Origin of the sequence: Burkholderia sp. RS01 (assembly GCF_039748055.1) — a bacterium.
Classification (GTDB): Bacteria; Actinomycetota; Actinomycetes; order Actinomycetales; family Micrococcaceae; genus Arthrobacter.
This window is the reverse complement of sequence record NZ_JBDLAK010000020.1, coordinates 24261-37522: the sequence shown is the minus strand read 5'-3', so window position 1 is coordinate 37522 and position 13262 is coordinate 24261. Positions and strand designations below refer to the sequence as shown.

The 13262-nt window shown below is 67.3% G+C and carries 13 protein-coding genes and 1 riboswitch; of the genes, 8 read left to right on the top strand and 5 right to left on the bottom strand.

Annotated elements, in window-relative coordinates; genetic code table 11:
- From ABFP37_RS17340 to ABFP37_RS17310, 7 genes are all read left to right on the top strand, one after another.
- The gene (locus tag ABFP37_RS17340) at positions 1-828 is read left to right on the top strand and encodes a hypothetical protein (protein ID WP_347034317.1); all 828 of its coding nucleotides are present in this window, start codon (positions 1-3) and stop codon (positions 826-828) included.
- 76 nt (positions 829-904) lie between these two features.
- Positions 905-1549 carry a LacI family DNA-binding transcriptional regulator gene (locus tag ABFP37_RS17335; RefSeq protein WP_347034316.1) on the top strand — a complete coding sequence of 215 codons (645 nt, stop codon included), beginning with the start codon at positions 905-907 and terminating at the stop codon, positions 1547-1549.
- A 354-nt stretch (positions 1550-1903) separates the two neighbouring features.
- Positions 1904-2812 (top strand): ABC transporter ATP-binding protein, encoded by a 909-nt coding sequence (locus ABFP37_RS17330; RefSeq protein WP_347034315.1) that lies wholly within the window; start codon positions 1904-1906, stop codon positions 2810-2812.
- The gene (locus ABFP37_RS17325) at positions 2812-3759 is read left to right on the top strand and encodes an ABC transporter permease (protein ID WP_347034314.1); all 948 of its coding nucleotides are present in this window, start codon (positions 2812-2814) and stop codon (positions 3757-3759) included. Before ABFP37_RS17330 ends, ABFP37_RS17325 begins: the two co-directional genes overlap by 1 nt.
- 41 nt (positions 3760-3800) lie before the next feature.
- Entirely contained in the window at positions 3801-5276 is a 1476-nt protein-coding gene (locus ABFP37_RS17320) for an LLM class flavin-dependent oxidoreductase (protein WP_347034313.1), read from the top strand.
- Positions 5260-5766, top strand: a complete 507-nt coding sequence (locus ABFP37_RS17315) for a flavin reductase family protein (protein WP_347034311.1) — start codon at positions 5260-5262, stop codon at positions 5764-5766. Before ABFP37_RS17320 ends, ABFP37_RS17315 begins: the two co-directional genes overlap by 17 nt.
- A 99-nt stretch (positions 5767-5865) precedes the next feature.
- Entirely contained in the window at positions 5866-6471 is a 606-nt protein-coding gene (locus ABFP37_RS17310; RefSeq protein WP_078028642.1) for an NAD(P)H-dependent oxidoreductase, read from the top strand.
- A gap of 19 nt (positions 6472-6490) precedes the next feature.
- Here ABFP37_RS17310 and ABFP37_RS17305 read toward each other — a convergent pair whose 3' ends face one another.
- Positions 6491-7516 (bottom strand): bile acid:sodium symporter family protein, encoded by a 1026-nt coding sequence (locus ABFP37_RS17305; protein ID WP_347034310.1) that lies wholly within the window; start codon positions 7514-7516, stop codon positions 6491-6493.
- A 156-nt stretch (positions 7517-7672) separates the two neighbouring features.
- Between ABFP37_RS17305 and ABFP37_RS17300 the strand changes: the two genes are divergently transcribed.
- Positions 7673-8812, top strand: a complete 1140-nt coding sequence (locus ABFP37_RS17300) for a diguanylate cyclase (protein WP_078028692.1) — start codon at positions 7673-7675, stop codon at positions 8810-8812.
- A gap of 23 nt (positions 8813-8835) precedes the next feature.
- On the opposite strand, the gene ABFP37_RS17295 is transcribed toward ABFP37_RS17300, so the two are convergent.
- From ABFP37_RS17295 to ABFP37_RS17280, 4 genes are all read right to left on the bottom strand, one after another.
- Entirely contained in the window at positions 8836-9357 is a 522-nt protein-coding gene (locus tag ABFP37_RS17295) for a hypothetical protein (protein WP_078028640.1), read from the bottom strand.
- A 210-nt stretch (positions 9358-9567) separates the two neighbouring features.
- On the bottom strand, positions 9568-10335 hold the full coding sequence (locus tag ABFP37_RS17290; protein WP_347034309.1) for a hypothetical protein: 768 nt from the start codon (positions 10333-10335) through the stop codon (positions 9568-9570).
- A 3-nt stretch (positions 10336-10338) separates the two neighbouring features.
- Positions 10339-10538, bottom strand: a riboswitch (cyclic di-AMP (ydaO/yuaA leader).
- 90 nt (positions 10539-10628) lie between these two features.
- Positions 10629-12131 (bottom strand): SulP family inorganic anion transporter, encoded by a 1503-nt coding sequence (locus ABFP37_RS17285; protein WP_347034308.1) that lies wholly within the window; start codon positions 12129-12131, stop codon positions 10629-10631.
- 6 nt (positions 12132-12137) lie between these two features.
- The gene (locus ABFP37_RS17280) at positions 12138-13244 is read right to left on the bottom strand and encodes a RelA/SpoT domain-containing protein (protein ID WP_078028637.1); all 1107 of its coding nucleotides are present in this window, start codon (positions 13242-13244) and stop codon (positions 12138-12140) included.
- Positions 13245-13262 lie beyond the last annotated feature (18 nt).

Here is a 13262-nt window from a genome sequence, read left to right as displayed (position 1 = left end):
ATGAAGCGCCTTATCCTGATCGCGCCGGCGGTGCTGCTGTTGTCACTCTCACTGAGCGGCTGCACCGGCGGTGCCCAGGCAAACCCGACGGCCAACCCCACGCCCGTCGCCGCGGCGAGCGAGTCCGCCACGGCCACGAAGGTGGGTGCCCAGTCCGAGGAAGGGCAGGACCTCGGCAACGGCCGGCCCAGCGTCAGCTTCGACGGCCTCATGGTCCGGCGCCGGGTGGTGATCGCCGTTCACTCAACGCTGGAGGCCAACGTTGAGGGCATCCGCAAGAAGCTGGACTCCGCTGCGGCGGCCCGGAACACCGTCCTGTCCAACATTTCCCCCGATGTGCTCGAGCCCGCCGTGCTCCAGCAGGTGGTTCCCGAAGTGATTGTGGCCCTTCCGGCCACGGCCAGCGTTGATGACGGCCGCGCCATCGTCACCAAGGCCACTGAAGAGGGCACCGCGAAACTGGGCGTGAACAACTTCTACGTCATCCCCGTGCTGGTGCACGATCTCCGGTTCAGCGTGAAGGCGGCCAACCCCGCCGCGCTGTCGGCTGCCGTGGACCGGGAGGGAATCCTCTCCGATGCGCTGGGGAACTACGACACGTCGGTCAAGGGCGGGGAGCTCAGCATCAGCTACACGGGACCGCTGCTCGGTGATGAGCTGGTGGAGACCGTCCGCGGAGGCATCGCCCGCCAGGCGCACGTTGCGTCATCCACCATTGCCGTGGGACCGAAGTCCACCTCCGGAACCGGCGTGGACATGGCCACCGAACCGCCCTGGGACCCTGAACTGCTTGTAAGCCAAGATGACCACCCCCACACGGACGGCTGAGGCCATCCGACAAGTTCCATCGATCCGGCACACAGCTGCCGGCGCCGCGTAGCGGCGAGAGTGACAGGAGTAGGCAGTGAGGAGCTTATCCAACCCCACCATCCGCGATGTTGCCGAGAGGGCGGGAGTCTCCTTGACCACAGTGTCGTACGTGCTGTCCGGCAGGAGCGGCGGCACGACCCGGATCAGCCAGCCCACCCAGGAACGCGTCCTGGCCGCCGTCGGGGATCTCGGCTACGTCCCCAACCAGGCCGCCCGCGGAATGCGCCGCGGACGGACGGACCTGGTGGCCATCGCCATCGGCGATCTTGAGTGGCCGCCGGACCGGGCGCTTGCCACGGCGGCTGCTTCCATCCTGCCGCGCCACGGCTACCAGCCCGTCATCCTGCTGGGCCAGACCTGGCGGCAGTTCATGCTCTCCGGCGGTGCGGACGGCGTCATTGTGGGCGTGTCCCCGCAGGCAGCCGCCGAGGACGGCACCATCACTGAACTCGCCAGGCGTGGAGTGGCGCAGGTGGTCATCGCGGAAACCATGCAAGCCGAACAGGCCGTCGCACTGCTGATGGACCAGATGGAGGCAAGGGCGCAGCACGACTCCGTGGGCCCGGTTCCTTTGAAGCGGCTCAGCGGTAGCGTCCTGTTTGGCGGCGGTGCGCTGCACGTGCTCCACGAGGTGCTGTCCGCCGTCGACGCCTTCGCGCAGCAACTCCCCGGTCTCTAGGAACCGGCCGCCGGCCGCAGCGTAACAATCGGACCCGCTCGCTGCCCGGCTGCCCGCTGAAGGGCAGGCGCCGCCGGCTGCCGCTGCCCGTCACTGGCCGTAGCGGTCCGAAACATCAGCGTGCCTGCGCGCCCCGAATCGGGCGGAATGCGTCATCCGATGGCGCCGGAAGACGCCCGCTGTTACTCAGTGTTTCTTCACGCGTCCCGTCGCGTCGTGGAGCCGGCTTACCCGGCCGGCGCCGGCAGATTACGCCGCGTTGCCCCTCGTGACCGCGCCCTTCAGGCGGTGATCCATCTCTGCTCTCATGGTGGACACGAACGCATTCAACCACCTGCTGAAGGGAAGCTCACCATGACTTCCGGCACCGCCCCCACCCCGAAAATCAGCCTCCAGAACATCACGAAGAGGTTCACCGTCCGGCCCACCAGGGAGAACCCCGAAGGCACGGTCCTGACAGCCCTCGACGGCATCTCCCTGGACGTCTCCGCCGGCGAGTTCATCACTCTCGTGGGGCCGAGCGGCTCCGGCAAAACCACGCTCCTCGACCTGCTGGCCGGGCTGACGAAGCCGGACGCCGGCAAAGTCCTGGTGGACGGCAGGGAAGTCACCGGACCGGGCCGGGACCGTGCCGTCGTCTTCCAGCAGTATGCGCTGTTCCCGTGGCGGACGGCGGCGGCGAACGTCTCCTTCGGCCTCGAAGGAGCCGGCAGCGACGGGAAACGCTTCAACCGCAAGGAGCGCGCCGAAAAGGCGCGGGAGTACCTCGAGCTCGTGGGCCTCGGCGGCTTCGAGGACCGGTACCCGCATGAGCTGTCCGGCGGGATGAAGCAGCGCGTCGCCATAGCCCGCAGCCTGGCCTACGAACCGGACGTCCTGCTGATGGACGAACCGTTCGCGGCACTGGACGCCCAGACCCGCGAGCAGCTCCAGGACGAACTGCTGCGCATCTGGGCCGCTACGGGCAAGACCATCATCTTCATCACGCACGGCATCGACGAAGCCGTGTACCTGGGCCAGCGGGTGGCGGTGCTCAGTTCCCGGCCAGGCCGGCTCAAAGAGATCGTGGACATCGACCTGGGCGACCGGTCCGGGGACGAGGACGTGCGCTCGAACGCCGCATTCGTGGAACACCGGCACAAGGTCTGGTCCCTCCTTCACGACGAGGTGCGGCGTGCCCAGGAAGCCGGGCACGCCAAGATCCAGCCGGACGGTTCGGCACCCGATGAAGCAAGAAACATCCCCACAGGAAAGGCAGCCTGATGAGCACGCCAACACTCGCCAAAGACACGACAACCCAGGACGCTCCCGCAACGGGCACTCCTGCGGTGGACGGCTCAGCAACGGACGCCGCGACGCCCGACGCGACCAAGGCCCCGGGCCAGGCGCCCCATGCCGGCCGCACCGGACCCTCACGGTTCCGCCTGGCGGCCCTGACGGCGGGGCGCGCGGCCTGGGGCGCCGGAGCGATCCTGCTGTTCCTGCTGCTGTGGGAGCTGGGCCCCACCTATCTCGCGCCGCCCTCCACGCGCGTTTTCCTTCCGCCCCTGCACGTGGTGCTTCAGGCACTGGGAACCCTCATCGAGAACGGCCAGCTGCAGAACCACCTCGCGGCCAGCCTGACCCGTTCGGCCAGCGGCTTCGGCATCGCCGTGGTGGCCGCCGTCGCCCTCGGCCTGCTGGTGGCGTGGTACCGGTCCCTGGACCGCTTCCTGAATCCGCTGCTGGAAGTGTTCCGCAACACGGCGGCGCTCGCGCTGCTCCCGGTCTTCACCCTGCTCCTAGGCATCGGGGAAACATCCAAGATCAGCATCGTGGCCTACGCCGCGTTCTTCCCGGTCCTGCTGAACACCATCGCCGGCGTCCGGACCGTCGATCCGCTGCTGATCCGGGCCGCCCGCTCGCTGGGGCTGTCGAACTTCCAGCTGTTCCAGAAGGTCATCCTCCCCTCCGCCGTGCCCACCATCTTCACGGGCGTCCGGATGGCGGGGACAACCTCCATCCTGGTCCTGATTGCCGCGGAAATGGTGGGGGCCAAAGCCGGCCTGGGCTACCTGATCGTGAATTCCCAGATGAGCTTCCTGATCCCGGACATGTACGCGGGGATCCTGACTGTTTCGCTGCTGGGCCTGCTGGTCAACTACCTGCTGGTCGCCGTCGAACGCCATTTCTCCCGCTGGCGGACTGCCGTCGGATCCCAGGCCGCGTAAGCGGCGCGCCCATACACGCCCCCCGAACACCAAGGAACGTCATGCCAGAACGTACACCCAGCAACAGCGAAGCCGGCGGCGAACGCCAGCTGCATCTGAACGCCTTCCTCATGAGCACCGGACACCATGAGGCCTCGTGGCGGCTGCCCGAAAGCGACAGCTTAGCGGGCACCCAGGTGGCCCATTTCCAGCGGCTCGCCCGCACGGCGGAGCGCGGAACCTTCGATTCGATTTTCTTCGCGGACTCACCGGTGCTGCACGGGGACGTGCGCCAGCGACCCTACGGCACGCTGGAACCCACGCTCCTGCTGAGCGCCATCGCCGCCGTGACCAAACGGATCGGGCTGATCGCCACGGCGTCCACCACGTACAACGATCCCTACAACCTGGCCCGGCGCTTCGCCTCGCTGGATCACATCAGCGGCGGCCGGGCAGGCTGGAACGTGGTGACCACGGCCGGAGAGGCCGCGGCGCGGAACTTCTCGCTGGATGACCAGCCCGCACATTGGCGCCGCTACGAGCGGGCCGCCGAGTTCCTTGACGCGTCCCGGAAGCTCTGGGACAGCTGGGAGGACGACGCCCCGGTGGGGGACAAGGCCGCCGGCGTCTGGGCGGACAGTTCCCGGGTCCACGCCGTCAACCACACAGGCCGGTACTTCCGGATCCAGGGCCCGCTGGACGTGCCGCGCCCGCCGCAGGGCCATCCGGTGATTGTGCAGGCCGGCTCTTCCGAGGACGGCAAGGACTTCGCCGCCCGTTACGCCGAAGCCGTGTTCACCGCGCAGCAGACCCTTGCGGAAGCCCAGCGGTTCTACGCCGACCTGAAGCGGAAGACCGCCGCCGTCGGACGGAACCCGGACCACGTCAAGATCCTGCCCGGCATTGTTCCGATCATCGGCTCCACCGAGAAGGAAGCGCGCCGCCTGGAACGCGAACTCGACGAACTGATCCACCCCGAACACGCGCGGAAGCAGCTGGCAGGCATCCTGCGGGTTTCGCCCGAGTCGCTGCCGCTGGACGCGCAGCTGCCGGAGGACCTTCCGTCGGAGGACGAGATCGAGGGCGCCAAGAGCAGGTACACGCTGATCGTGGAGCTCGCCCGGCGGGAGCGGCTGACCGTCCGCCAGCTCATCGGCAGGCTGGGTGGCGGCCGCGGCCACCGCACCTTCTCCGGCACGCCCGAGCAGGTGGCGGATGCGATCCAGGGCTGGTTCGAGAAGGGCGCGGCGGACGGGTTCAACATCATGCCGCCCGTGCTCCCGTCGGGCCTTGACGCGTTCGTGGACCATGTCATCCCGATCCTGCGGGCCCGGGGACTGTTCCGGCGCGAATACACGGGCAGCACCCTGCGGGAGCACTACGGGCTGCCCCGTCCCGCCAGCGTTTTTGCCGACGGCGGTCCCGCCGCGCCTGTTGCGCAAGCCGGCCCTGCCGTCCCCGACGGCGCCCCCGAACCAACCGCGACCACCGAACCCGCCGCACCGACGAAAAGAGAATTCGTTGTTTCTGAACCGTGATTTAGACCCGGCCTCCCTCCGCGAAACCTTCGGGCACTGCCCCTCCGGCGTCGCGGCGCTGTGCACGCTCGTGGACGGAGCACCGCAGGGAATCGTGGCATCGACCTTCACCGTCGGGGTTTCGCTGGACCCACCGCTGGTCATGTTCGCGGTGCAGAACAGCTCGCAGACGTGGCCGCTTATCCGGGCAGGCGGCAGGATCGGTGTCTCGGTCCTGGCCGCGGGGCAGACGGACGCCTGCCGGCAGATCGCCTCGAAATCGGCGGACCGCTTCGCCGGCATCGGGCTCACTGCCACCGAACAGGGCGCGCTCTTCCTCAACGACGCCGGGCTCTGGCTGGACTGCTCGGTGGAGACTGAAGTCCCCGCCGGCGACCACGCCGTGGTCCTGCTCAGGGTGCACGGATACTCGGTTACGGACAGCAGCAGCGATCCGCTCATCTTCCAGGGGTCCGAATTCCGGAGCCTGGCGGTGCCCAGTTACGCTTAGCTGAACCGCCCGCATCCCGCAGCCTTCCGGGGAAGAACGGGCCGTGCCCGGTTGTTAATACCTAGTGGCAAGCAAGGTCGCGCCGAGGGGAGGCCTGCCATGACACGGATTGCGATCGTACTGGGAAGCACCCGGCCAGGCCGGCTGGGAAAGGCGGTGGCCGACTGGGTGCTGCTGCGGGCCGCCGAACGCGCCGACGCCCGGTTCGAGCTCCTCGACGTCGCCGACTTTGACCTCCCGCTGCTGGATGAACCGCTGCCGCCGTCGCTCGGCAAGCACGAGCAGGGTCACACCAGGGCCTGGGCGGAAGCGGTGGCCGGCTTTGACGGCTTCATCTTCGTGACGGGCGAGTACAACCACTCGATTCCGGGAGCGCTGAAGAACGCGCTGGATTACCTCTACGCGGAATGGAACAACAAGGCGGCGGCCTTCGTGAGCTACGGCAGCGCGGGCGGCATCCGCGCCGTGGAGCACCTGCGCGGCGTGGCGGCAGAGCTGCAGATGGCCGACGTCCGCGCCCAGGTGGCGCTGCCCCTGGCCACGGAATTCGAGCACTACAGGACCTTCACGCCCTCCGCCGCGGCGGAGAAGAACCTGGCCACGGTGTTCGATCAGGTCATTGCCTGGGCGGGCGCCCTCAAGGCGCTACGGCCGCCGGCCGGGAAGAACGAGCAAGACCGCGGCCACCTGGCGGCTTCCGCCTGAGGTCAGGAACCGCTGAGCCTCAGGAACCGCCGGGCGTGGAGTCCTGGAGGGGCCTCCGGGCCAGCAAGGCGGCCACGATGGCGCCGGAAATGTTGTGCCACAGCGAGAAAACGGCGGACGGAAGCGCGGTCAGCGGCGTGAAGTGGGCGGTGGCGAGTGTGGCCGCCAGGCCTGAATTTTGCATGCCCACCTCAAATGCCAGTGCCCTGCGAGCCTTGTCGTCCAGGCGGCCCAGCTTGCCGGCCAGGTATCCGAGTCCGAGGCCGAAGCCGTTGTGGAGCACGACGGCCAGGAACACGATGCCGCCTGCTGCCACGATCTTGCCGGCACTGCCCGCCACCACTACGGCCACGATGAGGGAGATGACGACGGCGGATGCCCAGGGCAGAGCCGGAAGCGCCTTTGCGACGAGGTTCTTGAGGAACAGCCGTGCCATCAGGCCGGCAATGACGGGCAGGAGGACGGTCTTGACGATGTCCAGGACCATGGCGCCGGCGTCGATGCTCAGGAACGATCCGGCGAGGAAGAGCACCAGTACGGGCGTGACGATCGGGGCGATCAGCGTTGACACGCTCGCCACGGCCACGGACAGGGCAACATCGCCCTTGGCCAGGAAGGCCATGACGTTGGAGGCAGTGCCGGACGGCGCGCAGCCAACGAGGATCAGGCCGACGGCCAGGGGCGGCTCAAGCTGAAGAACGGTGGCGATCAGCCACCCCGCCCCGGGCATGATCACGTAGTGGGCAACGATGCCCAGGACCACAGCCCACGGCCTGCGGGCCACGGCAGCGAAGTCGGGGGGCGTCAGCGTTAGGCCCATGCAGAACATGATGATGCCCAGCAGGTACGGGACGGCGGGGCCGAGGGGCTGGAAGGCGCCGGGGAGCAGGAATCCGGCCACGCCGGCAGCCAGCACCAGCAGCGGGAACACGGTCACGGCAACACGGGCGATCTTGGCCTCTGCCGCGAGGGCCGGATTCAGTGGCTCGACGCCGGCCGCCGTGGCCAACGGAGCAGTTTCGGGGGTCTTTGTTGCCTCAAGCATTCAATAATGCTGGCACTGAACAGCCGCCCCAAACCAATTCGTGACTGATGTCAGACAAATGTGTCGGCCGCGCAGAATCAGTCGGCGGCAGACTCATCGCTGGCGCAGTGCGGGTGCGATACTGGGTTGCACTGGATCGCGATGCAGGGGGCGGAAATGATCCTAGACACGGCAACACTCCGCGTTGCCTTCAGCGTGATGGCTTTAGTCATGGGCATCCTGTTCTACTTCTCCGCGTTCCGCACCACCCGTTCCGCATACAGTGGCTGGTGGTGCGTGGCCCTGCTGCTGTTTCTCGCGGGCGCGGCAAGCTTCCTCCTGGACGGAACACCCCACCAGGTGTGGGCCAACCCGCTGGGAAACGTCCTGCTCATTGCCGGGGTGGCGAGTGTCTGGGCCGCTGCGCGTTCGCTCCGGATGCTTAAATGCAACGTCTGGCTCTCCGTCGCCGTCCCGGGCATCGCGGGCATTGCCGCAGCCCTGGACAATCCGGGATCCAATACATGGGCCGGGGGTGCTGTATTCCTGGGCTCCATGTGCCTCTTCATTGGCCTGGCTTCCCGCGAGCTGTGGCAGCTGGAGCCCGGCTACTCCCGGGTGCGGATACCAACGGCCATAGCTGCCGGAGGCGTCGCCGTCTTCTACGTGGGCCGTCTGGCGATCTTCATCGCGGAAGGTCCGGCCGGTCCGACGTTTGTCACCTACTTCGGATCCTCCGTGACCACGCTAGTCACCATGGTGTTCCTGGTGGTCGGCTCCTTCAGCATGGCCGAACTCAGCACGGAGCAGCAGACGCGGGCACTCCAGACCGTGGCCAGGGAGGACGGCCTGACCGGCCTCCTCAACCGCAGCGCGTTCATTGAGCTGGCGGCGGCTGAGATGGACCGCTGCAGGCAGCTCGACACGTCCGGAACGCTGATCCTTGCCGATCTGGACCACTTCAAGACAGTCAATGACACCTTCGGCCACGCGGCCGGCGACCTTGCCTTGCAGGCGTTCGCCGATGCCTGCAAGGAGACGGTCCGCTCCACGGACCTTGTGGGGCGATACGGCGGAGAGGAGTTCATCCTCATGATCCCGGGCGTTGGTCCGCGCCAGGCCGAGACCATCACCACGGAGATCAGCCGGCGGCTTGCCAGATATGCCATACCGGAGGTGCTCCGGATGCCCACCGTCAGCTACGGCCTCTCCAAATTCACGGCAGGGACGGAAGACCTGGACGAGCTGATCGCCGCCGCCGACGTCGCCCTGTACGAGGCAAAATCGCAGGGGCGGAACCGAACCGTCCAAGGGTGACTGGGCCACGGCCCAGGAAGCCCCTATCCGTCAGACGTGGAGAGGCGCTCCGGCGTCGTGTCGAGCAGAAGGGCCTCCAGTTCCCGGATTTGCTCGTTTGCGCGGTCCAGGAAGCGGTTGACCGTGTCGGGGTCGATGCGCCCGTCCGTGCGGGAGAGGATGATCAGCGACTTCCAGAGCAGGGACTTTCCGGTGACCGCGCTGATGAGTCCTTCGAGGGCGAGCTGACCTGTGGCTCCGTCGGGGGAGTGCAGCGGATTCAGCGGATCCAGTTTGCCGATCTGGGCGCTGATCCACGACAACGGCTTCTTGTAGGCCGGCATGTGCAGATGCATCAGGTCGGAGAACTCGTGGAGCGCTGCCTTGTCCGCGCTCACTTCCGCGGCAAGGTGGCTGAGGGTGGTGCCGTGCGGCGTGCCGTCCCAGGTTTTGGCCGCCTGTTCGAAGAGGCGCTCTCCGGCGGCTGCCGCTATCAGATGGCTGTGCAAGTACGCGGACAACGAATTGTCATCGATGGTTCCGCCGTCGATGTTGCTCTCATTCACGGTCTTTTCCTCCCGGTGGCGGGCCGTCGTAATGGCTGTTCTGTCAGCATACTGATTAGTCCGCGGCTGGTGCAGGGGGATTTGGTGCGCATCCCCGGATGCTGCGGCGGGACAGTGAAAGGGCCGGCGCTCCGCTGCCCCCAAGGCAGCGGAACACCGGCCCTCCACGCGGTGCCCTAAGAGCCCCGCTGAATGCATGTTGTGGCGCTGTTAAGCCGCGGCCCGCACGAACGTGACCGGGCCCGTGGCGGTCAGCCAGGACAGCGGGTGAACCACGGTCTGGTTGGAGCCGTTCATGCCACCGCTGAGAACATTGCCGTTGCCGACGAAGATTCCCACGTGGCCGGACTGGACCACCATGTCGCCGGGCTGGGGGGTGGAGACGACGCTTCCGTAGTTCATGAACTGCATCGGGGCGAGGTCGCCCACCGGGATCCCGGAGGCGCCCAGTGCCTTTTCAACCATGGCGGTGCAGTCTTGGGTGATGCCCAGCTGGGCGTAGGCGGACGAGACCATGGAGGCGTTGACGCTGCCGGCGGCAGCCGCAGGGGCCTTGGCCGGAGCCGCCGCGGCCTGGACGGTGATTTTCGCCGGAGCCGGAGCAGCGACGGGTGCGGCCACGGGCGCCGGAGTCTCTGCCAAGGGCGGCGCCTCCACGACCGGGGCTTCCACGACGGGAGCCGGGGTGGATTTTACGATGGGGCGCTCGTAGTCAATCCGGACGCTGGAGTCCGCACTCAGCGGAGCCTGCGCCTGGCTGACAGCCTCGGGTGCGGCGGCCGGGGCCGCGTCCTGCTGTGCGGGTCCGTTGGCGGCATTCGCGGCGATGCTTCCGGTGAAGGCAAGCCCCGACGCCGCGAGGATGACGGCGGTCTGGCGTCCCAGTCCTCCGGCCGTGACGGCGCGGGAGGCCGAAACGAGCGGATTCGAGCGGGTGGCGGCTGCGCGGCGGCGGCCAAGGATACTGCGTGACGACATGAAGGAGCCTCTCCCGATGCCTGCGAGGTGAGCTGTCGGATTCGGATGGGAGACACCCGGCCGCACGTCCTGAACAGAAGCAGGAGCTGCGCGGCTTCACCCCAAGGCCCGTTCAAGCGGGCCGAAAATTGGTTTCCCCGTCTCTGCCGGACATGGTCTGCGAACGGATCCCGGGCTGCGGCAGAGTTAGGCAATCAGCGCGGGAATGCCCTCTTCGGTGAAAAGGGCACCTTTTCCACGGTACGGGAGGCTCTTCCGAATGTCACATTAAGGTAACGGCACCCTGCGGTCCCTTAGTGGCCGGCGTTGAGCTTGCCCGCGAGGCGTTCGCGCATCTGGATGCTGGCCGCATTCAGTCCGATCAGTTCGACGTCCCGGCCGTGCCTGCGGTACTTCTCTGTCACGGCGTCCAGCACAGCGATGGTGGAGGCGTCCCAAAGGTGCGAGGCGTGCAGGTCGATCACCACTCCGGCGACGTGCGGCTCCGAGTCCCGGGCGTAATCGAACTGGGTGTAGAGGTCATTCGACGACGCAAAGAACAGCTCGCCGTCCACGGTGTACGTGGCCACGGTCCGGCCGTTCAGCTCCACCTCGGTCCGTTCCACTGTGGCAAAGTGGGCAACCCGCCGGGCGAACATCGCCATCGCGGCGAGCACCCCGGCGCCGACGCCGATCGCCAGGTTGTGTGTCACCACCACGGTGGCGACGGTGATCAGCATGACGGCCGTTTCGGAGCGCGGCATCCGCTTCAGGGTTTTCGGGGCAACCGAGTGCCAGTCGAAGGTGATGGCCGAGACGAAGATCATCACGGCCACCAGCGCGGCCATCGGGATGAGGCCCACGACGTCGCCCAGCGTCACCACCAGCACCAGCAGGAACGCGCCGGCGAGGAACGTGGAAACCCGGCTCCGCGCGCCGGAGCCCTTGACGTTGATCATGGTCTGGCCGATCACCGCGCAGCCGCCCATGCCGCCCAGGAACCCCGTCACAATGTTGGCCACGCCCTGGCCCCAGGACTCGCGGGTCTTGTTGGAGCGGGTGTCCGTGATGTCGTCCACGAGCTTGGCCGTCATGAGTGATTCCAGCAGCCCCACGAGCGCCATGGACAGTGCAAACGGGGCGATGGTCTGGAACGTCTCCAGGGTCAGCGGCACGTGGGGCACGAACAGCGAGGGCAGGCTTTCGGGCAGCTGTCCCTTGTCCCGGACGGCGGGGACATTGATTCCCGCCAGGACGGCCAACAGGGTCAGCAGCACGATCGCCACCAGCGGCGACGGTACCGCCGTCGTAATCCGGGGAACGCCGACGACGATCAGCAGGCCCGCGGCCACCAGCGGATACACCGGCCACGGGACGCCGATGAGCTCAGGAAGCTGGGCCATGACTACCAGGATGGCCAGGGCGTTGACGAAGCCCACCATCACCGAACGGGGGATGAAGCGCATCAGCCGGGTGACGCCGAGGACCGCCAGGAGGATCTGGAAGACGCCAGCCAGGATCACCGCGGAAATCAGGTAGTCCAGCCCGTGGCTGCGCATCAGCGGGGCGATCACCAGGGCCACGGCGCCGGTGGCCGCGGAAATCATGGCGGGACGGCCGCCGACGAAGGAGATGGTCACGGCCATGGTGAAGGACGCAAACAGGCCGATCCGGGGGTCCACGCCTGCGATCACGGAGAACGCGATGGCCTCCGGGATGAGCGCGAGGGCCACCACCAGGCCGGCCAGGGCCTCGGTTTTGAGCCGGCGCGGGGAGCGCAGTGTTGCCCGGACGGACTGGAGCTGTTCGGGCTTCATGGATCCCTATTTCTTGGTCTGGCGGTAGCGCTCGATCTGCTTCAGCCGCCGCTGGAGGCTGTCGCGCCGGGGGTGCGGAACGGCGTCGGGCGCCTCGGCTGTGAGGTCAATGTGCTTGGTGCCGTACTGCCAGAGGAGGAGGTCGTCCAGCAGCCGGTCCGGGCCGGGGGAGTAGCGGTGGTCCAGGGCCTTGCGGACCTCGGTGATCCGGTTGGCGCTGAGCAGGCCGGCGAGCTGCACGGTCTGGTTGAGGCCGTGGGCTGCCATGAGCTCGGCGGCCCATCCCCAGTCGTCATCTACTTTACGGTCCACGTGCGGAAGCAGCGTGCGCCAGACGTCGCGGATGCGGTTGGGCGTGAGCTGCGCCGAGCCCTCGCCGTCCATGTCCCAGTAGCCGCGGACCTCCTCGTAGCGTTCATGAAGGTCGGCGAATGCGGTCTCCACCGTTTCGAGCATGGCGGCGGTGGCGGTGAACTGGCGGTCGAAGTGCGGGGTCCAGGCCCGCGGGTCCTCGGCCTTGAACCGGATGTCATGCTCTATTTCGCTCCACGCATGCGCAAACACGGTGCGGATCTGGCATTCGAAGAAGTAGCTGCCGTTGGGCTGCGCCTCCGGGTTGAAGACCTGCTGGTAGTCCTTGACGGCCTCGTTCTGGATGGTCCGCAGGATGAGGTGGCGGCTGGAGTAGCCGTACGTCCCGGACTCGATGGAGCCGATGTCCTTCTCACGGTCGCCGCGGCAGTCGAAGAGTTGCCGCTGGCGCTTGATGAGGTTGGCCACGGCGGCGTTTTCGGCCGGCAGCTTGGTGATGACGCGGACGCCCACCATGTCGTTGAGGGTGCGGAACGGATCGGGGAACTTCAGCGCCCGTGGGTCGCCCGGTTCCAGCGGCTCTTCGGTGCGGGAGATTTTCTCCCGGAAGGACTCCACGGACTTGGTGCGGCCGGTGACGAACAGCGGCGTGACTTCGGTGTCCTTGAGCATTGTCCGGAGGGTCTGCAGGACCTCGCGGGTGACCAGCTTCAGGGCAGGCCGGACTCGCTCGTAGAGCTCTACGTTTTCCTGCACGGAGTCGCGCTGACTGACGTCCAGGCGATCCCAGTTGCTTGCCATGGTTCCAAACTATCAAGG

Excerpts from the sequence above, each read along its gene's own strand:
- ABFP37_RS17340 (WP_347034317.1), top strand. The coding sequence starts at position 1 with ATGAAGCGCCTTATCCTGATCGCGCCGGCGGTGCTGCTGTTGTCACTC.
- ABFP37_RS17285 (WP_347034308.1), bottom strand. The coding sequence starts at position 12,131 with ATGAAGCCCGAACAGCTCCAGTCCGTCCGGGCAACACTGCGCTCCCCG.
- ABFP37_RS17300 (WP_078028692.1), top strand. The coding sequence starts at position 7,673 with ATGATCCTAGACACGGCAACACTCCGCGTTGCCTTCAGCGTGATGGCT.
- ABFP37_RS17310 (WP_078028642.1), top strand. The coding sequence starts at position 5,866 with ATGACACGGATTGCGATCGTACTGGGAAGCACCCGGCCAGGCCGGCTG.
- ABFP37_RS17290 (WP_347034309.1), bottom strand. The coding sequence starts at position 10,335 with ATGTCGTCACGCAGTATCCTTGGCCGCCGCCGCGCAGCCGCCACCCGC.
- ABFP37_RS17280 (WP_078028637.1), bottom strand. The coding sequence starts at position 13,244 with ATGGCAAGCAACTGGGATCGCCTGGACGTCAGTCAGCGCGACTCCGTG.
- ABFP37_RS17325 (WP_347034314.1), top strand. The coding sequence starts at position 2,812 with ATGAGCACGCCAACACTCGCCAAAGACACGACAACCCAGGACGCTCCC.
- ABFP37_RS17330 (WP_347034315.1), top strand. The coding sequence starts at position 1,904 with ATGACTTCCGGCACCGCCCCCACCCCGAAAATCAGCCTCCAGAACATC.
- ABFP37_RS17320 (WP_347034313.1), top strand. The coding sequence starts at position 3,801 with ATGCCAGAACGTACACCCAGCAACAGCGAAGCCGGCGGCGAACGCCAG.
- ABFP37_RS17305 (WP_347034310.1), bottom strand. The coding sequence starts at position 7,516 with ATGCTTGAGGCAACAAAGACCCCCGAAACTGCTCCGTTGGCCACGGCG.